The sequence below is a fragment of the Streptomyces sp. NPDC015171 genome (assembly GCF_043079545.1).
Taxonomy (GTDB): Bacteria; Actinomycetota; Actinomycetes; order Streptomycetales; family Streptomycetaceae; genus Streptomyces.
The window spans coordinates 333705-356941 of sequence record NZ_JBIBUO010000009.1; the positions used below are offsets into that span (position 1 = coordinate 333705).

The following is a 23237-nucleotide window of genomic DNA, read 5'->3' on the forward strand; positions in this document are numbered from 1 at the left end:
ACGATCTGTCCCGCCGATCACCGCACGCCTACCGTCGAAGACAGGGCACGGGGACGGGCGGGGAGGTACGGCCATGGCGGGACGGGGCCCGCGCACCGCGGGCGGGCGCCGGGGGCGGGAGGAACGAGCGGCTGAGGACCGCGCGTCCGGGGAGAGCGGGTACGCGCAGGGCGTGTACGGCGGACCGGGCGAGCGCGCGCCGGACAGGCACGGCGGCCCAGCGCCGCAGACCGGGCCGGGGGCGGCGGACGAGAGGGGCGGCGACGACGCCACCGGCATCCGCGCCGAGACCGACGCCGCAACCGGTGGTGACGCCGACGCCAGCCGTGCCGACGCCGCTCTCGTGCGGATCCGGGACCTGGCCGGCCGCCCGCGCGGCCTCGGCTTCCTCGCCGACCACCAGGGCACCCTGATCACCAGCCACGAGACCGTCGACGGCCTGCCCCGGCTGGTGCTGCACGCCGCCGGCGACCGCACCTGCGTGGTCGACGCCGACGCGGTCACCCCGCTGCCCGACCTGGACCTCGCCCTGGTGCGCACCGAGGGCCTCGGCGTGGAGCCGCTGCCGCTGACCGTGCGGGAGCGGATCGCCGCCGGCAGTTACGTCCACGTCGTCGCCGGCTGCCGGCGCGAGGCCCGGGTCCTGGCCGCCACCCAGGTCACGTACACCGCCACGGACCGCTTCCACCTCCTCGACGACGCGCTGGAACTGGCCATCGGCACGGCGGGCCGGGACGCGCTCAGGCTGGGCGGCGGCGCGGCCGGCGGGCCGGTGCGGGACGCCCTGACCGGCGCGGTCGTCGGCGTCCTCGGCACCGCCCTGCACACCGCCCAGCGCGACGCCGGCTTCGCGGTCCCGCTGCGCCCCGCCGACGGCGCCCTCGCCGCCCTGCTCGCCCGCAACGCGGCCACCGTGCCGGCCTACGGCGCCGACCTCAACCTCGCCGGCATCCTCCAGCTGACCACCACCTCCGTGGGCCAGGACGGGCCGCCCGGAGTGCTCACCGGGCGCCCGGACGCCGTCGAGCCGGTCGAACGCGCGGACATCGCCCGGGAGCTGGCCGCGTTCACCGCGGGCGACCGGCCCGTGCTGGGCCTGGTGGGCTCGCCGGGCAGCGGTCGTACGACGGAACTCGCGGCGCTCGCCGCCCGCCGTGCCCGGGGCGGGACGCCCGCTCCCACGCTGTGGCTGCGCGGCGCCGACCTGGCGGACACCGACACCTCGGTGGCCGACGCCGTCCGGCGCACCCTGGAGCGTGCCGCCCGGATCGTGGCCGCCTCCCGTTCCGTCCGCTCCGCCGACCTCGGCGACCTCACCCCCGCACACCTGGCCCGGCTCGCCGCGCGGGCCGGCCGCCCGTTGCTGCTCCTCCTCGACGGCCCCGAGGAGATGCCCCCCGTCCTGGCCCACCGCCTCGCCGCGTGGACCAAGGGCACCGCCGACTGGCTCCGGGAGACCGGCGCGCGGCTGGTGATCGCCTGCCGGGAGGAGTACTGGGAGCGCACGGGGTGGGTGTTTTCCAGAGAGCTGCTTCATGATCCGGTGGCTTCGGGGGCGCCAGAGGATTCGGTCGCTTCGGTCGCTTCAGAGGCTTCGGCGGGGTGTCAGGGGCACCGGCAGGGACGAGGGGACGACAGCCGGGGGCGGGTGCCGGGTGGCTCCCGGGTCTCGGACGGGTCCGGGGGCTCGGCCGCGTGCGAGGTCTCGGCCGGGTCCGGGGGCTCGGTCGCATCCGGGGCTTCGGAGGAGGAGGGCGGTGAGCCGGGGCGTACCGTGGCCGCTCCCGGGGCCCCGGGGGACGAAGACGCGCCGGCCCGGTCCTCGGGTGCCCCGGTCGGTCCCGCCGTCCCGCGCCAGGGCCCGGCCGGTCCGGGGGAGTCGCCGGAGGCCGCCGCGGGCCCCGGGCCCTCGCCCCGGCCGGCGGCCACCCCGGTGCCGCCCGCGGCCCCGCGCCGTGCCTCGTCCGACCCCGGTGAGCTGCCTCCCGTCCTCTTCGTCCCGCCGGCCGGGGTCCCGGGCCGCCCCGGCACAGCGCCCCGCACCTCCGCCGACCCGCTGCCGCCCTGCGTACGGATCGGCGACTTCACCGCCGAGGAGGCGCGGCTGGCCCGCGCCCGCCACGGGATCCCCGACGGGGAGCTCGACGGGCGGGACGCACGGCACCCGCTCACGCTCCGGCTGTACTCCGAGGTCCGGGCGGCCGTACCCGACCTTCCCGCCGCGCGGCCGGTCGACCGGCACGAGGTGTTCGCCGCCCACCTCGATCTGATGTGCCTGCGCATCGCGGTCCGCCTCGCTGCCGCCGGCGGGCTGCGCGGTACGGCCGTACGACGGCTCGCCGCCCGGGTGGCCGGGCAGGTGCACGAGGCCGCCCGGCGCAGCCTCGGACCGGGGCAGGGGGAGCTGGACCGGGAGTCGTTCGAGGCGGTGTTCCCGTGGGGCCCGGCCCCGGCCCGGCTCGGCGGCGGCACCGGCTGGGCCTCCGCCGTGCTCACCGAGGGCCTCCTCGTGCCGGCCGGCGCCGGCTACCGCTTCGCCCACGAGGAACTGGCCGACTGGATCCAGGGCATGCACCTGGACCTGGACGAGGCACTCCGCGCCCTGGTGCACCGCACCGGCGAACCGCGCGCGAACCGCCCCGTCCCGGTGCCGCACCACCGCGTCGGCCCCGTCGTACAGGCCCTGCTGCTCCTCGCCCGCGAGCGCGGACCCGGGCAACTCTCCTTCCATCTACGGGAGTTGACCGACACACTGGACCGGGCGCCGGGTTCCTGGTGGGCCGCGCGGCTGCTGGCCCGCACACTGCTCCAGGTTCCGGACGCGACGCCGTACACCGAGGTGCTGCGCCTGCTCGCCGACCGGGTCGTCGCCTGGCGGCGCGGCCGGAGGCCCGTACCGGCCGATTTCCGCCCCGTCTTCTGGACCGCCCTGCCCGTCTCCGGTGCCGAGCGCCTCGACCTGCTGCGCCGGCTCGTGCTGGCGGACCCGGCGCCGTCCGCGGCCGGCGACCGCTACCTGGACGCCGTCGCCGGACTGCTCGCCGCCGATCCCGCCGCCGTACAGCCGCTCCTCACCCACTGGTTCGCCGATGAGCGACCGCTGCCCGCGACCCCGCACGCCACCGTGGCCACCGCCGCGCAGGCGCTGTTGCACACGCACCGGAACGGCGCCCTCGACGACCTCGCCGAGGTGCTGGTGGCCTGCGCGCACCGGCGTGCCGACGAACTCCTCGGCGTGCTCGCCGAGGAGGAGCCGTCGGCCCTCTGCCGGGCGGTCGACCGCTGGGCGCACGACGAGCGCCCCGCCCGCCGGGTGGCGGCGGTGGCCTTCGGCCTGCGCGCGGCCCCGCACGTCGGCTCGGAGGCCGACCGCGAGCTGCTGCGCTACGCCGCTCTCGCCGTGCTCGCCCGCCCCGCCGACTGCACCCTGCACGGCGGCGCCCTCGCCCTGCTGGTCCGCGACCCGCACACCCGCGACCGGCACCTGCCGGCGGCCCTGCGCCACTTCGCCGACGGCGACCCCCAGTTCCCGCCGAGCGCCCTGGTCCCCGCCCTGAGCACGCACCCGGAACCGGTCCTGGACGCCTTCCGGGCCCGGCTGGACGCCCCGGACGCGGGCGGACCGGAGACCGGGGCGGCCCTGCGCAGCCTCGCCGAGGTCACCACCCCGGCCCTCGCCCGCCGGGTCGCCGTGCTGGTCCGCGAGGCGGTGCGGCTGCGCCCGGAGACGGCGGGGCACGTCGCCGGCTACGTCGACCGCCGCCTGGAACAGGGCCCCACCGCACGCCCGGTCCTGCTGCCCCTGGTCACCGGCCTGCTCGACGGCGGTTCCGAGCAGGTCAGGGCCGCCCTCGCCACCGTCCTCGCCGCCGCGGGCACGGCCGCGTCCCGCCCGCTCCGCCGTGAGCTGCTGGAGGCCCTGCTGGACCGGGAGCAGGACCCGGCCGTCCTGGACGCCGTCCTGCACGCGGCGGCACAGGAAGGCGCGGACGGGCACGGGGACGGGGACGGGCGGGGAGGGGGCGTCGGCGACGGGGGCGACGGGGGCGGGAACGACGGGGGCGGGCGCCCGGGCGATGAGGGCGGAGGCGAGGGGGAAGGGGGCCGGGGCCGTCGGGAGGAGGAGATCCGCGGCCTGATCCACCGCACCGGCACGCTCCTCGTCCGCACACCCGAGGGAGCCACCCGCTTCGACCGGGGCCTGGTCGATCTCGGCCGGCACGTGCCCGGCTTCGCCGCCCGGATGGCCCGCTGGCTGACCGAGGCCCCGGAGGACTGGGCCGCCGTGGTGGGACCCAGCACCCGCCGCATGATCGAGAACCTGGCGGGCGTACGCGTACCGGCGTGAACGAGCCCTGAGCGTACGCGCACCGCCCCGACCAGCGCCGGGAACGTGCGCCCCGTCACAGCCCCCATGCCGATGCTGGCACCGGGCACCCGGCATGGCACCCTTAGACCTGCACAACGAGGTCATGGTAGACACGGACAAGGGTTCGAGGAGCGGTCACAGTGCAGCGCTGGCGTGGCTTGGAGGACATCCCCCAGGACTGGGGGCGCAGCGTCGTCACCATCGGTTCCTACGACGGCGTCCACCGCGGCCACCAGCTGATCATCAAGCACGCCGTGGACCGCGCCCGTGAGCTGGGCGTACCGGCCGTCGTCGTCACCTTCGACCCGCACCCCAGCGAGGTCGTCCGCCCCGGCAGCCACCCGCCGCTGCTGGCCCCGCACCACCGCCGCGCGGAGCTGATGACGGAGCTGGGCGTCGACGCCTGCCTCATCCTCCCCTTCACCACCGAGTTCTCGCGGCTCTCGCCCGCCGACTTCGTGGTGAAGGTCCTCGTGGACAAGCTGCACGCCAAGGCGGTCGTCGAGGGCCCCAACTTCCGCTTCGGCCACAAGGCGGCCGGCAACGTCGAGTTCCTCACCGAGCAGGGCAAGATCTACGACTTCGACGTCGAGGTCGTCGACCTGTACGTCACCGGTGAGGCGGGCGGCGGCCAGCCGTTCTCCTCCACGCTGACCCGGCGTCTGGTCGCCGAGGGCGACGTCGCGGGCGCCCGCGAGATCCTGGGCCGCCCGCACCGGGTGGAGGGTGTCGTCGTCCGCGGCGCCCAGCGCGGCCGCGAACTGGGCTTCCCGACGGCCAACGTCGAGACGCTCCCGCACACCGCGATCCCGGCCGACGGCGTGTACGCGGGCTATCTGCACGCGCAGGGCGAGAACATGCCGGCCGCGATCTCCGTCGGCACGAACCCGCAGTTCGACGGCACCGAGCGCACGGTGGAGGCGTACGCCATCGACCGCGTCGGCCTCGACCTGTACGGCCTGCACGTCGCCGTCGACTTCCTCGCCTACGTGCGCGGCCAGGCGAAGTTCGAGTCGCTCGACGCCCTGCTGGAGCAGATGGCCGAGGACGTGAAGCGCTGCCGGGAGATCGTGGCGGCGGACGAGTAGCCCCGTCGGATCGAAGACTCACAGCGCGAAAGGGCGGCCGGTGCGATGAGCACCGGCCGCCCTTCTTGCTGGGGCCCTACTGCTGCGGCGGGGTCTGCGGGGCCTGCGGGGGCTGCTGACCCGGGTGCGGCTGCGGGTGCGGCTGCGGCTGATGCTGGGGTTGAGGCTGGCCCTGGGCCTGGGGGTGCGGCTGGCCGGGCTGCGGATAACCCGGCTGTCCGGGCTGTCCGGGCTGTCCGGGCTGGCCCGGCTGCGCCGGGTAGGGCTGCTGACCAGGCTGTGGCTGCTGTGCCTGCTGCTGCGGGTACGGCTGCTGGCCCGGCTGTCCGGGCTGCCCCGGGGCGTACGGCTGGCCCTGGCCCTGGCCCTGCGGGTAGCCCGGCGCCGGAGCCTGCGGGTATCCCTGAGGCTGTGCCTGCGGGTATCCCTGACCCGGAACCTGCGGGTACGGCTGACCGGCACCATACGGCTGGCCCGCGGCGTACGGCTGGCCCGGCATGGGCTGGCCGGGCATGGGCTGGCCGGGCATGGGCTGGCCCGGTGTCGCGTGGCCCGGCATGGGCGGGGCGGCCACCGGCGGCGGGTTGCCGTCGCTCGTCCACAGGCCGTGCGCCTGCTGGTGCCGGGTGAAGTCCTCGGCGATCAGCGCGGCGAGGTGGAAGTACGCCTCACGCGTGCGCGGCCGCATCATGTCCAGGTCGACCTCGGCGCCGGCGGCCAGGTGCTCGTCGAAGGGCACGACCACGACCCCGCGGGTCCGTGTCTCGAAGTGGGACACGATGTCCTCGACCTTGATCATCTTGCCGGTCTCGCGGACCCCGGAGATCACGGTGAGGGAGCGGGAGACCAGGTCGGCGTACCCGTGCGCGGACAGCCAGTCCAGCGTCGTACTGGCGCTGCTCGCCCCGTCCACGGACGGCGTGGAGATGATGATGAGCTGGTCGGCGAGGTCGAGCACCCCGCGCATCGCGCTGTACAGCAGACCGGTGCCCGAGTCGGTCAGGATGATCGGGTACTGCCGGCCGAGGACGTCTATCGCCCGCCGGTAGTCCTCGTCGTTGAACGTCGTCGAGACGGCCGGGTCCACGTCGTTGGCGATGATCTCCAGACCGGAGGGCGCCTGGGAGGTGAACCGCCGGATGTCCATGTACGAGTTGAGGTACGGGATGGCCTGGACGAGGTCACGGATGGTGGCCCCGGTCTCCCTGCGCACCCGCCGCCCGAGCGTACCGGCGTCCGGGTTGGCGTCGATGGCGAGGATCTTGTCCTGCCGCTCGGTCGCGAGGGTGGAGCCGAGCGCGGTCGTGGTCGTCGTCTTGCCGACGCCGCCCTTGAGGCTGATGACCGCGATCCGGTAGCAGGACAGCACCGGGGTGCGGATCAGCTCCAGCTTGCGCTGCCGCTCGGCCTCCTCCTTCTTGCCGCCGATCTTGAACCGGCCGGCGGCCGCCGTGGGCCGCCCGCTCCGCGCCTTCTGGCGCTTGTTGTTGAGCAGCCGGTCAGCGGACAGCTCCACGGCGGCGGTGTAACCGAGCGGCGCCGCACCGGGGTTCGTCGGCTGCCGCTGGTCGTGCTGCACCGGCTGCGGCCAGGCGGCGCCGGCACGCGGGTCGACCGGCGCCTGCGGAGCGTGACCCCCCTGCCCTGCCTGCCCGGCCTGAGGCGCTTCGGGGGTCGGGGCGGGAGCGGCGCCCGGGGTCCGCGGGGGCTGAGGGAAGCCGTAACCACCCTGCTGTGCGGGGAAGTCGGGGGCACCCTGCTGAGGGAACCCGTAACCGCTCGGCTGCGCCGGCGGCTGGGGAACGCCGGGCTGCGGGAATCCGTAACCGCTCGGCGGGGTCGGGGCGTTGGGGTTCGGCTGGGGCGCCGGGGGCTGCGGGAAGCCGTAACCACCGGGCGGTGTCGGCTGGTTGGGGGCGCCGGGCTGCGGGAATCCGTAGCCGCTCGGCGGCGTGGGGCCGCCGGGCGCGGCGGCCTGGTGGGGGTGACCGGGCTGTCCGGGCTGGCCCGGCTGGTGCCACGCGGCGGGCGCGGGCTGCGGGGCCTGGGGTTGGAACGGCGGCTGCTGGCCGGGCACGCCGGCGGGGCCCTGGGCCGCCGTCGGCTGCGGCTGCTGACCGGGCATCGGTCCGGGCTGCTGAGGGGGAGTCTGCGCCGGCCACTGGGCAGCGGGAGCCGGAGCGGCGGGCTGGTACGACGGCGGCAGCGGCGGCATCCCGCTCTGCGGCGGGGGCGGCGGGGTCCAGCCGGGCTGCGCGCCCTGAGGCGCCGGGGGAGCGGAGTGCGGGGCACCGGGACCGGGCTGAGCGACGCCGGCCGCCGGGGCGCCGGGCTGCGGGAAGCCGTAGCCACCCGGCTGACCGGTGCCGGGCTGGACCGCGGCAGACTGGGCCGCACCGGACTGGGCGGCACCGGGCTGCTGGGCGTCCGCCTGCGGTGCGACGGCCTGCTGGACGGCGTCGTCCGGGCCGGCGCCGGACACGGCGTCGCGTCCCACGGCATCGCCGTCCGCGGCGCTGTCCTCAGGCGTGCCCTGCTGCGGCACGCCGTCGTGGACGACGGCGTCCGAGGGCGCCGGGGCGTCGGACGGTGCGGCGTCGGCGGCGTCCTCCTCGGCGGCGACCTCGTCCGCGCCGCTCTCCTTCGCCGCGTCCTCCGCCGCGGCGGGCTCCGGCACGACCGAGTCTTCGGCCCCGTCCGCCGGACCGCTCTCCTCATGCTCCGCGTCCTCACCGGACGCAGGCCCCGTCGAGACGGCGTCCTCCGCCACCGAGCCTTCAGCCACCGAGCCTTCCGGCGCAGCGGTCTCCGGCACAGCGGCCTCGCCGTCGGACTCCTCGGCGCCGGGCGCGTCCGAGGCGTCGGCGGAGCTTCCCGCACCGGAGCCGTCGCCCACGACAGCCTCGCCCTCGGACCCGGCCGGCTTCCCGGTGGCTTCCGCGCGCTCGGCGATCTCGGCCATCTGGCGCTTCAGGGCAGTCGCGGAGAACCGCATGGTCGCCCCGCTCTCCAGGTCACCGTTGTCCGTCTCCGGCTCGACGGCGGCTGCGGCGGCCGGCGCCTCCTGCCCGGCGGACCGAGGCTGCTGCGGCTCGAAGCCCTCGGGCAGCCGCGGCACCGGGACGGGACCGCCCTCCGGCGGCGCGGGCTGCGCGGCCGGGGCGTACGGCGTGCCCTCCGCCGTCACGGGCGGGGCGGGCGGCGCGTACGGCGTCCCCTGCGACGGGGTGAACGAAGCCCCCTGCGCGGGGCCGTGCGGCGCGTACGGAGCCCCTTGCGCGCCGGCCGGCGGTGCGTACGGAGCCCCCTGCGCGGGAGCCTGCGGTGCGTAGGGAGCCCCCTGGTCCGGAGCGGGCGGTGCGTACGGCGCCCCCGGCGGGGGAGCGTACGGCGTGCCCTGCGGGGGCGTCCCCGGTGGCGGAGCGTACGGCGTGCCCTGTGCAGGAGTTCCCGGCGGCGGAGCGTACGGCGTCCCTTGCGGAGGCGTACCCGGCGCGGGTGCGTACGGGGTCCCCTGCGGAGGGGTGCCCGTCGGGTGCCCCGCGCCCGGCGGAGGCGGCACCGGCGAGCCCGTCGGGAACGGCGGCGGCCCGGAGACGGCCGGGGCGGCCGGGTCACCTGCGGCACCTGCGGCACCTGCGGTACCGGGGACACCGGGGCCGTTCGGGCCCGGGAATCCGCTCATGCCTCCGGAGGCCGCCGGGGTGCCGGCGCCCCCGGACGTGCCGGACGCGTTCTGCGTGTACCAGGCGGGGGGAGCGTAGTCGATGGTGAACTCGCCGGTGGTCTCCACGGCCTCCGCGTCGGGCTGGTCATCGCCGGGTGTGTCCCAGCCCCCGCGCATCCCGTCCCGATCGCTGCTCACAGTTCCTCCTGGTGTGGTCGAGCACCCTCATGCCGTGCCGGGGCGAGCATGTCGTGTCGTACCGAGTCGTTCGTCATCGTTCGGGGCGGTCCGACTCGCCGGCCCTCCCCCGGGGTACCGACGCCGGGTCCACGGGTCCTGTCATCGCGCCCGCTCCCAGCCTAATCACCACGAGCCGCACCACGGCAGGCCCGCCCGACTTCCGCACACGCCCATCGGACCACCGCGCGCCCGGGGACACCGGGCACGCCTCGCGAAGCCGCCCGCCCCACCCTGAACAAAAGGGACACGCAAGGGCAGTTCAGTCCATCCGGCGCGGGGTGCCCAGCAATCCGATCTCAGCGTCCGTGGGTTGCGTCAGCACGTACTGCCGGTCACGGTCGGTGCACCACATGGTGACGCCGTCGGGCAGCGCCGGCAACGACTCCACCTCGGTACGCGACAGCCCCATCGTGCGCCCCAGTTCGGCCGCCTCGTCCGGCGAGACCCGCTGGATACCGGCGAGCCGCGCCTGCCGCAGCAGCCGGGGCGCGACGGGGCTCAGATAGGGCAGCAGGGTCAGCACCGACTGCCAGGGCCCGGACACCACCCGGCCGCGCGGCGGGCGCATACCGCAGTCCCGCACCACGAGCACCGGCGTCCCCGCCGAGGCACCCTGCGGGGGCACCCGCCCCACCTCGTACACGGACAGGCCGTTCTGGCCGCCGCCCATGGCGTGCACCATCTGCATCCACGCCTGCGGCCGGCCGGTCTCCACCGCCACCCGGGCACCGGTGGCCGCCGAGCGCAGCGCCAGCACCTGAGCCGTCCACAGACCGCCGATCAGGACGACGTCGTACGGCGTGGGCCGGTTGATGCCGAGGACGGCCGGCTGGCCCTCGGCGTCGACACCGGCCACCACCCCGTCGTCCCCGATGGGCAGGGCGAGCGCGTCCAGCTGCTGCACGGACAGTCCGTGCCGGCCGTGCCGGGGCCCGATCAGGCCGAGGCCGTGCCGCAGCCGGTCGCCCAGCCGCTGCGGTCCGGACGGCTCACGCGTCCCCTGCGCGGGCGCACCCGGCGTCATGGGGGTCGTCGGAATCGTCGTCACCGCGCACCTCCGAGGGGCAGAGTGGCCAGCATGCCGGGCAGCTGCTCGCGGTCCAGGCGGGCCAGCCCGGCCCCGGACTGCCGGGCCGCGCCCTCCAGCGCGCGCCGTGCCGCCACGAGTTCCTCGTCACTGCGCCCGGTCACCCGCAGATGCCCGCACAGCGACACCTCCTGGCGCTCCCCGCCGGCGAGCGTCAGGCTGAAGGTGGTCGCCAGGGCCGGTATCGCCGTGACCCGTGCCACGAACTGCGGCAGCGACTCGGCCCGGCCGCCGCCCAGTTGGGGCCAGCGCCGCACCCAGTACGTCGTGTGCCGCCGGTTGTCGCAGCGCCAGCTGCGCCCCGACTCCTCCGTGCGCCGCTCCCGGGTCTCGCTGCGCCCCGCCTCGGCGGTGACCAGCGGATTGGCGCAGGCGGAGGTGGCGAGGGCGGCGACCAGCTCCTCCTCGTCCAGCACCCGCGCCCGGAACCCGGCGCCGGTCAGCCGGCTCGACAGATGGTCCGCGGCCCGCACGACGCACTTCTGCGCGCCCGTCAGGCCGCCGCCGCGCGCGGCCACCGCCTCCGTGCACAGCTCGGGGTCGAGCTTCAGCGCGATCCAGGTGATGCGCACGGCCGGGGCACCGGTCTGCTCCTGGAGCGGAAGGTAGTTGGCGACGGCCACGGACTGCTGGGGCAGGTGCAGTGCGGGTGCCGGCTGCGTGTGCAGCACGATCTGGGCCGACTCCAGGCGTATCCCGTCCACCTCCAGCGCGTCCCGGACCACACCGAGCGGCAGCGGCTGGCGGGTCCGCTCGGCCCGCAGCGCGGTCGCGTCGGCCTCCACCTGGAGCACGGCCGTGACGAACGTGCCGTCTCCGACGATGCCGACCGGGCGCCGGTCCCGGGCGCCGTACGAGTACGTGCGCAGGGCGGGCTCGCACTCCACCGCCGGGACGAGGCCGGGCTCGGTGCCCGGCGGTATCGGGGTGCTCTCGGCGCGCTTCTGCCGCGCCCGCAGCTCCCGCGCGGTGGCCAGCCACTCCGGCAGGGAGCGGCCCCGCCGCCGTACGAAAGCCAGCAGGACCAGCACCAGCGCGACCACCGCGGCCGGCACCAGGGCCGCCATGCCGACGGCCCAGCCGACCAGCAGTACCGCCGCCGCCAGCTCGACCAGCATGAGCCGTTGCAAACGGAACGAACCGGCCTGGCCCGGACGCTGCCTGAGGCCGAGCGTGACCTGCGGCCGCTCCGCGCCGCGCTGGGCGGACGTCCCGCGCGGCGGCGCACCGGACCCGGCCGCGCGGCCTCGTGCCGCCGATCGGCCGCGCGCTCGCGTCCGCGTTCCGGAAGCCATCACTCCATCCCCCCGATTTGCTCACAACTCACTGGAACCAGGCCACCGAACAAGGCCCTTGAGAGCCCAGGTACCCTACCCGCTCCACGGGACCCGCTCCGTACCAGGCATAGTAGGGGCCGGGTCCGACAACGGAGGGCGGGGGAGCTGGTCCCCGGGCGCACTCCGCGTGAGACACGGGGAGAAACGGGCACAGATGGCATCTCGGCGGGATCAACTCAACGCCTACACCTTCGCGAAGCGCCGCATGCTCGCGTCGTTCGTGCAGTCGTCACCGGATGCCTCCGACGAGGGGGCGCCCCGGCCGCTGCGCGCCATCCTGCCCGGCGCGATCGCCGGCGTCGTCGTACTGGCGGCGTTCGGCGCCTGGGGCATGTTCAAACCGACGGCTCCGCAGGGCTGGGACGATCCCGGACAGAAGGTGATCATCGCCAGCAAGTCCACCACCCGGTACGTCGTGCTGGAGACCGGCCACAAGGTCCAGCTCCACCCGGTGCTCAACATGGCGTCGGCCAAGCTCGTCCTGGACACCCAGAGCGACCTCGACGTCGTCACGGTCGACGAGTCGATCCTCGACAACGGCAAGATCCCGCACGGCGTCACGATCGGCATCCCCTACGCCCCCGACCGGCTGCCCTCGGCGGAAGAGGCCGGCAAGGCCAAGCAGTGGGCCGTCTGCGAACGCCCGAGCGGCAGCGGCAGCTCCATCCAGAAGGCCGCGTTCGTGCTGGCCGAGCGGGACCAGGGCAAGCTCAACGGCGCCGAGCAGAAGCTGCACGGCGGCGAACTCCTCTACGTCACCACCCCCGGCGACAAGAAGCGGTACGTGGTCGACGCCGCGGGACGCGCCTACCCCGTGGACGCCTCCAACCGGCTGCTGCTGCAGACCCTCGTGGGCGCCGACCGGACCCCGCAGAAGGTGACGGAGTCGTGGATCGAGACCCTGCACCAGGGCGATCCGATCAGCTTCCCGCCGGTCACCGGAGTCCCCGGCGCGGCCGCCCACGCCCCCGGCCAGCTCGACGAGGAGGCCAACCGGGTCGGCATGGTGCTCCGGGCACCGGTCAACGGCCAGGAGCAGTACTTCGTCGTGCTGCCCGGCCGGGTCGCCCCCGTCTCGGACTTCGTCGCCCAGCTCCTGCTGACCAGCGAAGACCTCGTGAAGCTCGGCCAGGCCGGACACCACAAGGAGGTCAGCGCCGGCGCCATCGAGCGGGGCGAGCCCTTCGCCGCCGACCACAAGTGGCCCACCGAGAAGCCCAGCGCGGTCAACGAACCGGCCACGGCCGAGGGCAGCCGCAACACCATCTGCAACGTCCTGAACGACGTCGACCCCGACAACGGCGAGACGACCCTGAGCACCTGGGCCGGCACCGACTTCCCGGCGGTCCTGCCCACCGGCTCCTCCAGCGCGTACGTCACCGCGGGCTCGGGCCAGCTCTACCGCCAGTACCAGGGCAGCGAGACCTCGGTGGGCTCGGTCTTCCTGGTCACCGACACCGGCCTGCGCTACGCCCTGCAGTCCAACGACGACAGCACCACCGACGACAAGGGCATCGGCATGTCGGCGAAGAAGCGCGCGCAGCTCCAGCGGGAGGCCAAGCTGGCGCAGACCCGCCTCGGCTACGCGGACGTGAAGACGGCCCGCATCCCCGCGCCCTGGTCGAAGTTCCTGCCGACCGGACCCCGCCTTTCGACCTCGGCGGCCCGCCAGCCGCAGGGCTCCTGAGGGGTACGACATGCTCACGACGGCGCGCACGACCGCGCTCACGACGCAGCCTCCGGCGAAGACGCCCCGGACACCCGTACTCCGCACCCGGAGCACCCGGACTGCCCTGACGGCCGTCCTGGCCACCACCGCCACCCTGCTGGCGGCGCCGGCGGCCGCCGCGGACCCGGGCTCCGACCAGTGCACGTTCTCGAAGACGAACCACAAGTACACGGGCACGCCCTGGGCGCTGCAGCGCGTCAACCTCGACGAGCTGTGGAGCCAGTCCAAGGGCAAAGGCGTCGAGGTCGCCGTCATCGACACGGGCGTCGACACGGCCAACCCGCAGCTCACCAAGGCGGTGGACGCGTCGCAGGGAGCGAACTACCTGCCGGCCAAGGACGACAAGGGGCAGCCGATCGACCGCGGCAACGCCAAGGGCACGACGGACACGGTCGGTCACGGCTCACGCGTGGCGGGCATCATCGCCGCCCGTCCCATGAAGGGCACCGGCTTCGTCGGCCTGGCCCCCGAGGCCACGATCATCCCGATGAAGCAGAACGACGCGGAGGGCCACGGCACGGCAGCCACCCTCGCCAAAGCCATCCGGCAGGCGATCAGGGTGAAGGCCGACGTCATCAACATCTCCCAGGACACCACCAAGCCCATCGCCCGGGACGACGACCTGCAGCGCGCGGTCGAGGAGGCCCTCGGCGCCGGGATCGTCGTCGTCGCCTCGGCGGGCAACGACGGCCTGGGCGGCAACGTGAAGAAGACCTACCCCGCCTCGTTCGAGGGCGTCCTCGCCGTGGCCGCCTCCGACCGCAACAACGAACGCGCGGCCTTCTCCCAGTCCGGCGACTTCGTCGGCGTGGCGGCCCCGGGCGTCGACATGATCTCCACGGTCCCGAAAGGCGGCCACTGCTCGGACAACGGTACGAGCTTCTCCGCCCCGTACGTGGCGGGCGTGGCCGCGCTGATCAAGGCCAAGCACCGCGACTGGACGCCCCGCGAGATCGTGGCCCAGATCGAGCAGACCGCCGAACGCTCCATCCCCGGCCACGACCGCCTGGTCGGCTGGGGAGTGGTGGACCCGGTCCGCGCCCTCACGGAGGACGATCACCCGATCGAGTCCCCCCGCGCCGATACCGGCCTCACCCATGCGGAGGCCCCCACCCCCGCCCGGCTCACCCTCGGCGAAACCCCGCAGGAACGCACGGCCCGCATCGCGACGTACGTCGCCATCGGCGTGGCGGTCCTGGTGGCGGGCCTGGGCGGGGGAGCGGTGGCCCTGCGGGACGCCCGACGCAGGCGCAGGGCGGTGAGCGGACGGGCGTGAATTCCCTGACGATCTTCTGCTTCGCCGTCTCTGCGGTCTTCGTGGTCATGGCCTGTGTCCGCGCGGACCGAGTACGGGCCTGGCGGGAGTCCCTCAACCCGTCGGCCCCCGAGGTCCCGGACAGCGCCTTCGTCCTGGCCCGGATCCTCTTCCTGGGAATGGCCGCTGTCGGCCTCTACAGCGGCTTCCAGGGCCTCGCAGTCAGTGACGGCGCGGCCTGGAACGGCGACGAGCTGACCAGCGCGGTCAGCGGCGCGACGGAGGCCTTGGACGGCGACGTCGCCTACGCCGGCCCGCATGAGGGCGTCCCCGCGGACTTCGGCGGCGACTACGCCATGAAGGTTGCGGACGAGGTCACGTCCCACGGCGGTGGCGACGCTCCCGGCCCAGGCAGCGTAGACGCCACCCTGACCGGTCCTAGGGCGCCCAAGGAGGCGCACTACACCATCACCGCGGACGGCACCCCGGCCGCGTTCTGCCTGCACGTGAAGGTGAACCGGAAGAAGGACGGCGATTACGAGGCCCCGGGCATCGCGGGGGGCTCGTACCCGCAGTACGCCTACGCCTTCGACGTGACCAGCCGGAAAGGCGACTGCTGAGGACGAGGCTGTCGGCCGGATGCGTGTCCGGCTGCGGCCGTTGCGGTGTGGCGGCGCCGGTGATCACACCCCAAGGACGCCGCCGAAGGGGCCGATTCCCTCTCTCACCTTGGTCAGGGCGGTCATGGCGCAGGCGAAGGCGCCGGCGATTCGCATGCGCCGTTCCTGCTCAGGGCATTCGCGTATGCCTCGATGAAATGGCGCATGGCAGAGGCATTCACTGTGTGCTGGGTGCGCACGGTGGCCCAGACGGAGGTCTTGGCCGAGGTGGCGGGGCACTTGACCAGACCGACGGCTCCCGTCCGCGAGTAGATGACGTAGCCCCCGTCCGCAGACGTGTCGGTCGGCTCAACACCGGCCGCGGACATGGCGACGTCCCGGGCGGTGATGGTGGCATCGTGTACTTCCACGCTGCTGGAGAAGGCGACCCGCTCGTCCACGACGAGTCGGCAGCGCTTGACGCCGACGGCTGACGTCGGCGCGGCGCTGATCTTCTTTCCTGCGGGCAGCAGGGGTTCGAGCAGAGATCCGCTGACCTTGATGCCGCATACATCACCGGGCACGGTGTATTCGCGCGTGGGCGAGGGCGACGAGCAGGAGGCCAGCAGACCGATCAGAAGCGCCGCTCCCAGAGCGGAGAGCGCGGAGCGGACTCCGGTTCCGGAGTTGTCGTACATATCGCCTTCCAACGCAGGGAGTGAGAGCGGCACAGTCGGCTCCGACTCAGTCCGGGATCTCGGTGTCCATGTCCTTGGCCATCGCGTGAATGTCGGTGTTGGCATCATTGAAGCCAGTGGCCGTCCCTTCGCTGACCCAGGTGTCGATCTGGTCGCTGTAGTCGGCGTGGTGAGCCTTGGCCGCTTCGTGAGCCGCTGTGTAGTTGATGTTGGTCGTCGAATCCTTGATGGTTTCCCACCGGGTGGCGATGTCCTCGCCGGTCTCTGCCCGGTACTGACCGGAGTCGTCCTTGTAGAAAGCCTCCAGAACCATGGACGTCACGGTACCCGCGGCACCACCCACACCGGCACCCACCACCGGACTGGCGATGAAGCTCGTTCCGACGCCGACCCCGGTCCCGACAAATCCCGAGATGAAGTTCTTCTTCTGGCTCACGGCGTAGTCGTAGTCGCTGTCCTGCTCGCCGGCCGGCCCGAGGACGGCTTCCTGCCGCCCTTGGGCCAGGAGCCCGCTGAACTCGCCGGACTTACGGGAAATGCTCGTGATGGTGTCGTGCGCGTCGTGCGGATATCGCTGGTCCGCGGGCAGGTCCGGATTCAGGTGGAGGTCCATCAGGCTTGCCGTGTACGCCTTCTCACCCACGCTGAGCGCGGCGTAGCCCTCCGGATTCTGGCTGACCGTGACGAGGAACCGGGTGACGGCGCTGTGATCGAGCCCGGCGTCCGTTCCCGCGAGCGGATACAGCCGGTTCCACCCGGACTCACCGTCCCTGACCGTGGGACCGTCGGCCATGGCTCGGTGGATGTCCGGCAGATACTCGGAGCCGATCTGGCCGAGGCTGTCCGACATGTACGAGTGGTCCTTCACGCGCCCGGGGTCGTCCGAGACCGAGTCGACGAGTGCCCGCATGAGTTTGGCCTGGTCGGCCGAGTGCGGAGGTGTGTCGGCGGTCGGCATCTCCCCTGCGGGATGACCGGTCGTGGCCGCTTCCAGAGCCAGCGCCAGGTTGTTCTGGCCCGTGAACAGATCCTTCCCATGGGAGTCTGTCGCCGGGGGCCAGTCCCGCTCCTCGAACAGGTACTGGAAGTTCGACAGCGACACCCTGCCCTTCTTGCCGTTGCCGTCCGTGTCCCGTTCGAAGGGGTTGTCCGGGTCGTCCTTGCACACATACGGCTGGTTGAGGAAGTCGGTGGCGGCGTCGGGGCTGTTGGACAGGCCCTTGAGGTAGCCGGTGAGCGGGTCGTTGCCGCTGTCGTCGCCGATCCGGTTGAGCCATGAACTCGCGCCGGTCAAACGCCACATGAGGTTCTCGTGCTCACCGTTGCCGGTGAGCTTCCGCTCGGTGGCCATGAGCTTGGTTCCGTAGTCCTTCAGGAACTGATCGTCATAGTCACCGGTGCGCATGAGATTGCTCATGACCTGGAACCCCATGGGGCCGCCCCGGTCGCCGTGCAGTGGCTTGTCGCCGATGTCGATCATCTTGCGCTTCCACTCGGTCATCTCGGTGGAATCGCTCTGCGTGGCATGGGCCAGCGTCAGCCCCAGGTTCCGCTGCAGGTCGTCGAACTGGTCGTGGCGCTTCTGCCCCAGCTCGTAGTTGCCTCCGTGGGGGTCGCTGATCCCGGTCCAGAACTCCAGGGTCTTCTGCGGCCCGAGGTCAGAGGCGAAGCGCTCGGCGAACAAGGGGTCGTTCGCGTACTTCTTCAGCCCCGCGTTCAGGCGGTCGAAGTCCGCCACGGAGAGGTCTCCGGGATCCTTCCTGGCGAGCTTCGCCAGCGTATCGGCCTCCTTGACGGCGTCCGCCGCGGCGTCCCGGTTGGCATAGCTGGCGTCGGAGAACCCCGTCCTGGTCTGGTCGACGAGCGCCATCAGGACGGTCTTGGCCGAGTTGTCGCTCTCGGTGGCCTTGTCGAGGATGCCCTGGATCTCGTCACGGAGAGCGTCGACGTCCTTCTGGTCGGCCGAGCCCTTCCCGCCGCTCGGATCCGCGGCCCAGTCGGGCCGGGTGCTGCCCATGACCGAGAACTTGCCGCCACCCGCGTCGATGACGGTGATGTTCTTCTTCTGTCCGCGCGAGACGGCGTCCGTCAGCTGCTGGTGGTACGACTTCAGCTCGCCCTGTGTGTCCAGCAAAATGTTGTAGATGCTGGTCGCCTGCGTGTGGGCGTCGCCGAACTCCCCGGCCGTCTTGCCGATGAACTCCCGCGAGACCTGTGCGTTCACCCCCGCCCAGTCAGCCTTGAGAGCCGCCTTGTGCAGGTCGTCCTCGGCGTCCTTCTTCAGGTCCGCGAGATGCTTCACCAGCGTCGACCAGTCGGTGACCGCGTCATCGAGCAGCTTGAAGTTGGCGTGGTACAGAGCGTTGAAGTCCATGCGGTGTCGTCGTCCTCTGGAAGTAGCGGTGTCAGCTGACGCGGCGGGAGGGATCGCCGTCACCTCCCGGTACCGCTACTCCTTCTTCTTGCCCTTGTCCTTCTCGCCGTAGATGGAGTTCTCCTTGCCCGGCGCCCCCACCCGCTCGTCGAAGCCGGCGTCCAGCGCGTCGATGCTGCTCATCTGCCGCTGGATGTAGTTCTCGTCGTTCGCGTGCACGGCCTTGGTGGTCTGCATGTGATTGGAGATCTGGGCGCAGGCGTCCATCAGGGACTTCAGCTGCTCCTCCCAGCGGTTGGACACGTGCTGAAGCCCGGCGCCGAGGGCGAAGCCCTGCTTGGAGAGGTCACCGGCCGCCGAGTCACTGCTGGGGGTCGCCACCCGGGCCTTGTCCCACAGCTGGTCGTAGAGGTGGTGGGCGGCGCCGCCGATCTTCTCCAGATCCTTGTGGCCCACCTTGAGGTCACCGGTCTCGCTCGGCACGACGTAGGGGCCGTACGTGCCGCCGCCCGCGTCCACATGGTTGAGTCGCGTGTGCGCGGACTGCCCCTGGGCGGCGTCCGCCTTGAGCTGCTCCCATTCGTCCCATGCCATGGAAGGCCCCTTCCCCCGTGGATACTCTGGTGCGGGGTCAAGCTAGCAAGTGGTGCTGAGGAAAATTTGCACCATGTCTGCTATGTGCGATGTGTCAACTGTGAAAGTTCGGCGGAGGTGCTTCCGCCGATCGGCTGACGAGGCTTTCCTGGTTGACCGTCGACGGAACGGATGCGAACCGTCCGGCGATGCCCGTCGCGCGCATGCGAGGCCGCTGCGCGGAAGCCCGGATCCCGCCTGCCGCTACCGACGGCCGCCCCGGTCCCCGGGCGCCCTGCCAGTCGGCCGCTACGGGCCCGACCGCAACTCGGCTGACGCAAAGTTCAGTTGGCCGCGATTTGCCCAGTGACTACAGTGACTGGCGGCGACTCGCAGGGCGACTGACCCTCGATAGCTGGACAAACGGGGCAATGGGGACACGGGGAAGGGGTCGCGGTGACTGACGGTGGCGGCTCGGGCATGAGGCGTGGCATCGACGCGCTGCAGGAGTTCAAGGGCAGGCTCGACGACGCTCTGTCCGAGTTCGAGGAGGGGCACGGGGGCCCGTCCAAGGTGGCGCAGCAGTCCCTCAGCCGGACGTCGTTCGGCGGGACGCAGGCCCCCTTCAACGAGGCGGGCGATCTGCACTCGGCGTACGAGACCGTGCACGCACGTCTCACTCACCTGTCGAAGACCCTGGGGCTGCACATCGAGTCCCTGAAGCTCGCGTCGCATGCGGCCGACGCCACCTACGACGGGACCGAGGACGAGGTCCGGCAGCGCTTCTGGCGGCTTCATACGCAGATCGGTACGCAGTACGAAGAGGACATGAAGCGCTACCAGGAGCACACGAAGAAGGCCGCTCCCGCTGACAAGCAGGAAGCGGAACACGCGGGCGGTAACAAGTCGACGGGGGAGAAGGACCTCACGTGAGCGACGACTGGAAGCAGAAGCCCGAGTACGAGTCCGCCGTCCAGGGGGTCGACAAGGAGGTCGGCCAGCAGGTCGCGCCTCTCACGACCGCGCAGGACATGCTGGCGCACATGCCGTTCTTCGGCGGCGGCTTCCGGGTCAACCTCGTCGGGTCGACGGACTTCGAGGACCATGGCCTCAACGCCATGATCGACCTGGTCGAACAGGCCGACCCCGAGCACCTCGAACTGACGAGCAAGTCGCTGTTCGACGCGGGCAAGGCCATCCGCAAGGCCGCGAAGGAACTGGAGCAGCACTTCAAGGTCGACTGGGAGGGCAAGGGCGCCGAGTCCTTCCACGGGTGGACGCGGCAACTCATCGACTACACCCACGGCCTCGCCGGGTACGCCGACCAGGCCGGCACGCACATCTCCGTGGCGGCCACGGGTCTCGCCTCGGCGCGGGTCTCCATGCCTCCCCGGGATCCCCGCCCGGCCGGGGACCAGAAGCGGCCCACCGAGCTGCCCAAGGCCAAGCAGGTCGACGGCAACCCGGACTACGAGGCGGCGCTGAAGGCCGAGAAGAACCGGCAAGAGGCCATCAACCAGATGAACCGGCTGGCCTCGTACTACAAGGTCGCGGCGACGGACCTGAACAAGCAGAAGGAACCGGAGCCGCTCAAGCCGATCACGGATGTCGGAGTGCCGACACACTGGGCTGACGACAAGATGCAGAGGTACGGGTCAGAGTCGTCGACGCCCGCGTCTGCGGCCCGAGGCGATGTCAGAGAAGGCCACGTCGGCACAGTTGCATCAAACGGGACGGAGTCCAGGGGGCACGTTTTGCCCGTCAAGGACGTTCACGAGCCCAGTCCTCCTTCTGGTCGTGATGTCGGTACGGAGATCAACACCACGACGACGTTGCCTCCCCAGACGCCTGCCGCGCCGCCCAGCTCTCCGTCGCCTACCCTGCCGACCACCGGTGGCAGTGGGCAGGTGCCTCCGTTGCCGACGGGGCCGGTGGCGCCTCCTGTGGTGCCGACGTCTGGTCGTACTCCTGGTTATGGGCCGGGTGGCCGGCCGCCGGTGACGGCGCAGGGGCGCAGCGGTCCTTCGACAACCGGAAGCGGTCGGGTGCCGCAGGGGCCCGCTGGTCAGGCTGGGCGTACTGTCGCGGGCGGTCGCGTTCCGCAGGGGCCGGTGGGGCAGCAGGGAGGGCGTTCGGGTCCCGGTGGGCGTGTGCCGCAGGGTCCGATGGGACAGGCCGCTCGTGCTGCTGGACGTACGCCCGCGATGGGTCAGCAGGGTGGGCGGGGGCCGGTTCAGTCCGGTCGTTCGCCGGTGGGGCGTCCTGTCACGGGCGGCACCCCCAGGACCAGCAACACCCCCGGGCGTGCCGGGGTGACGGGGCCTAGCGCTGCGGCGCGTAATGGTGTCGTGGGTGGCAAGCCTGTCACGGGCCGTGCGTCGGGAGGTTCGGCTGGTCCGCGTGTTCCGCGCGGTACGGTCGTCGGCGCCGAGGAACCGACATCCTCCACTCCGTCGAAGGGCCCCGTCGGTCAGCGAGGTGTCTTCGGTGCTCCTGCGGCGAAGGCCGAATCCGGTTCTGACCAGGCGGTGCTGCGTTCTGCGGGCAACCCCAAGGGGGTCATCGGTTCGTCCCGTGACTCTGCGAAGGGATCCGAGCCCGGCGGTGCGGGGCTCGGCCGGGGTGCTGTGGGCAGCCGTCAGGGCTTGGGCGGTGAGGCCGGTCGTACCGGTGGGACTGCCGACAAGGATCAGCGCCGCTCGTCGCAGCAGCGGCGGGACGAGCCCAAGAAGAACGACTGAACACGAGCGAGGACGTAGACAGGCATGAAGCCAGGGACCGGCCGACACGGCACCAGGATGGCCTTCCTGACGAGGCGCAACGCGCGGCGTCTGTCCGCCGTGGGTTCGGCACTCGGCGCGCTCGTCATCACGTCGGCAACGCTTGCTCCGGAGGCTGCCGCCGTGGACGTTCAGTCCAAGGAGTGGTACCTGGACGCGATGGGCGCTGACGACATCTGGAAGATCAGCACGGGCAAGGGGGTGAAGGTCGCAGTCATCGACAGCGGGGTCAATCCGGCGACCTCCTCCCTCAAGGGCCAAGTGCTTGTCGATGAGGTACCGAAGGCCGTGGCCTACCACGTCACCCACGACAAGGCCGGGCACGGCACCTCCATGGCCGAGATCATCGCGGGCACGGGTGCCGGCGGGGGCATCAAGGGGCTTGCTCCGGATGCCAAGATCATTCCCTTTCGTATTGACGGGGGGGAATTGCGAGGCGCTGAGGAAATCAGCAGGACGCCTGATGAGGCGGAGGCGATTCGGGCGGCCGCTGATAGCGAAGCGAAAATCATCAACATGTCCTTCGGCGCTCCCGTTTTCAATGAGGAAGCGCAAGCCGCTGTGAAGTATGCGGTATCGAAGGGAAAGTTGATCTTCGCTGCCATCGGGAACGAGGGCGACAAGACCAACTACAAGGCTTACCCGGCTAGTTACCCTGGCGTGGTCGGTGTATCGGCAATTGACAAGTCGGGCACGGTGGGTAAGTTCTCCACGTACGGTGGATACGTGGACCTCGCGGCCCCGGGCCTGAGCATTCCCTCCTGGTGCGACGGCAAGTTCACCGAATACTGCGACAGCCAGGGCACCAGCCCCGCCTCCGCCATCGCCTCCGCCTCCGCCGCCCTGATCTGGTCGGCGCACCCGGACTGGACGGCCAACCAGGTGCTGCGGACCCTCATCGACACCGCTGCCAGGGACTGGGCGAAGGACAAGCCCAGCAAGTACCTCGGCTACGGCGGCGTCCGCCCCCGGCGCGTACTGATCAACAAGGACATCGACCCCGGCCCGGCCGACGTCGACCCGCTGGCCAAGGAGAACGGCGGCGGCACATCGGCGAAGCCCAGCCCCTCGGCCGAGTCCCCTTCCGGCAAGCCGGCGATGGACTCCGGCGCCGCCAACGACCCCACCTCCGCGGCCGCGAAGGACACCGATTCCGACGGTGGTACCCAGACCTGGGTGATCATCGGCGCCGTAGCCGCCGTACTGGTCATCGCAGGAGCAGGCTTCGCCGTGCTGCGCGCACGCCGCAACGCCTGAGCGGTTTCCCGTGAAGTGAAGACACGAAGAAAGGCAGTGACATGGCTTCTGGGCGTCAGAAGGTAAGTGACAAGGACATTGTTGTCCTTGAAAAGGAGCTTCTGCACCGTTTCGAGGGCATCAAGGGTCAGCTCAAGGAACTGCAGGCGCTGATCGACAGCCTCGAGGGCAACTGGAAGGGTAT

At 72.4% G+C, this 23237-nt stretch carries 14 protein-coding genes and 1 pseudogene; 8 read left to right on the forward strand and 7 right to left on the reverse strand.

Translation table 11 applies throughout. The annotated features are described in order from the left end of the window. Positions 1 to 73: 73 nt before the first annotated feature. Positions 74 to 4348 carry a hypothetical protein gene (locus ACF073_RS25520; RefSeq protein ID WP_392073688.1) on the forward strand — a complete coding sequence of 1425 codons (4275 nt, stop codon included), beginning with the start codon at positions 74 to 76 and terminating at the stop codon, positions 4346 to 4348. 161 nt (positions 4349 to 4509) lie between these two features. Then, a complete protein-coding gene (locus tag ACF073_RS25525) occupies positions 4510 to 5457 on the forward strand; it encodes a bifunctional riboflavin kinase/FAD synthetase (protein WP_392073690.1) in 948 nt (315 codons plus the stop codon). Between the two features lie 76 nt (positions 5458 to 5533). Here ACF073_RS25525 and ACF073_RS25530 read toward each other — a convergent pair whose 3' ends face one another. The 4 genes and pseudogenes from ACF073_RS25530 to eccE form a co-directional block, all read right to left on the reverse strand. After that, on the reverse strand, positions 5534 to 8644 hold the full coding sequence (locus ACF073_RS25530) for an AAA family ATPase (protein WP_392073719.1): 3111 nt from the start codon (positions 8642 to 8644) through the stop codon (positions 5534 to 5536). Positions 8645 to 9244: 600 nt separating this feature from the next. Further along, positions 9245 to 9301 (reverse strand): annotated as a pseudogene (locus tag ACF073_RS25535) (hypothetical protein); the annotation flags it as partial. A gap of 322 nt (positions 9302 to 9623) precedes the next feature. Next, the gene (locus ACF073_RS25540; protein ID WP_392073720.1) at positions 9624 to 10388 is read right to left on the reverse strand and encodes a hypothetical protein; all 765 of its coding nucleotides are present in this window, start codon (positions 10386 to 10388) and stop codon (positions 9624 to 9626) included. 20 nt (positions 10389 to 10408) lie between these two features. After that, on the reverse strand, positions 10409 to 11746 hold the full coding sequence (eccE, locus tag ACF073_RS25545) for a type VII secretion protein EccE (RefSeq protein ID WP_392073692.1): 1338 nt from the start codon (positions 11744 to 11746) through the stop codon (positions 10409 to 10411). A 196-nt stretch (positions 11747 to 11942) separates the two neighbouring features. On the opposite strand from eccE, the gene eccB reads away from it, so the two are divergent. From eccB to ACF073_RS25560, 3 genes are read left to right on the forward strand one after another with little or no spacing between them, the layout of a single operon-like run. Then, a complete protein-coding gene (gene eccB / locus ACF073_RS25550; RefSeq protein WP_392073693.1) occupies positions 11943 to 13475 on the forward strand; it encodes a type VII secretion protein EccB in 1533 nt (510 codons plus the stop codon). A 10-nt stretch (positions 13476 to 13485) separates the two neighbouring features. Further along, entirely contained in the window at positions 13486 to 14793 is a 1308-nt protein-coding gene (gene mycP / locus ACF073_RS25555) for a type VII secretion-associated serine protease mycosin (protein WP_392073696.1), read from the forward strand. After that, positions 14790 to 15392 carry a hypothetical protein gene (locus ACF073_RS25560; protein ID WP_392073698.1) on the forward strand — a complete coding sequence of 201 codons (603 nt, stop codon included), beginning with the start codon at positions 14790 to 14792 and terminating at the stop codon, positions 15390 to 15392. Before mycP ends, ACF073_RS25560 begins: the two co-directional genes overlap by 4 nt. A 122-nt stretch (positions 15393 to 15514) precedes the next feature. Here ACF073_RS25560 and ACF073_RS25565 read toward each other — a convergent pair whose 3' ends face one another. From ACF073_RS25565 to ACF073_RS25575, 3 genes are all read right to left on the reverse strand, one after another. Continuing rightward, positions 15515 to 16069: a hypothetical protein gene (locus ACF073_RS25565; RefSeq protein WP_392073700.1), complete on the reverse strand. Its 555-nt coding sequence runs from the start codon at positions 16067 to 16069 to the stop codon at positions 15515 to 15517. Between the two features lie 46 nt (positions 16070 to 16115). Next, positions 16116 to 18443 (reverse strand): hypothetical protein, encoded by a 2328-nt coding sequence (locus ACF073_RS25570; protein ID WP_392073702.1) that lies wholly within the window; start codon positions 18441 to 18443, stop codon positions 16116 to 16118. A 75-nt stretch (positions 18444 to 18518) separates the two neighbouring features. Further along, on the reverse strand, positions 18519 to 19037 hold the full coding sequence (locus ACF073_RS25575) for a hypothetical protein (protein WP_392073703.1): 519 nt from the start codon (positions 19035 to 19037) through the stop codon (positions 18519 to 18521). A gap of 459 nt (positions 19038 to 19496) precedes the next feature. Between ACF073_RS25575 and ACF073_RS25580 the strand changes: the two genes are divergently transcribed. Genes ACF073_RS25580 through ACF073_RS25590 form a run of 3 tightly spaced genes read left to right on the forward strand, consistent with a single transcriptional unit; the run spans position 19497 to position 23053 of the window. Beyond that, positions 19497 to 19949, forward strand: coding sequence for a hypothetical protein (locus tag ACF073_RS25580; RefSeq protein ID WP_392073705.1), 453 nt, complete (start codon positions 19497 to 19499; stop codon positions 19947 to 19949). Next, positions 19946 to 21757: a hypothetical protein gene (locus ACF073_RS25585; protein WP_392073707.1), complete on the forward strand. Its 1812-nt coding sequence runs from the start codon at positions 19946 to 19948 to the stop codon at positions 21755 to 21757. The genes ACF073_RS25580 and ACF073_RS25585 overlap by 4 nt, the downstream gene beginning before the upstream one ends. A 57-nt stretch (positions 21758 to 21814) precedes the next feature. Continuing rightward, a complete protein-coding gene (locus ACF073_RS25590) occupies positions 21815 to 23053 on the forward strand; it encodes a S8 family serine peptidase (RefSeq protein WP_392073709.1) in 1239 nt (412 codons plus the stop codon). Positions 23054 to 23237 lie beyond the last annotated feature (184 nt).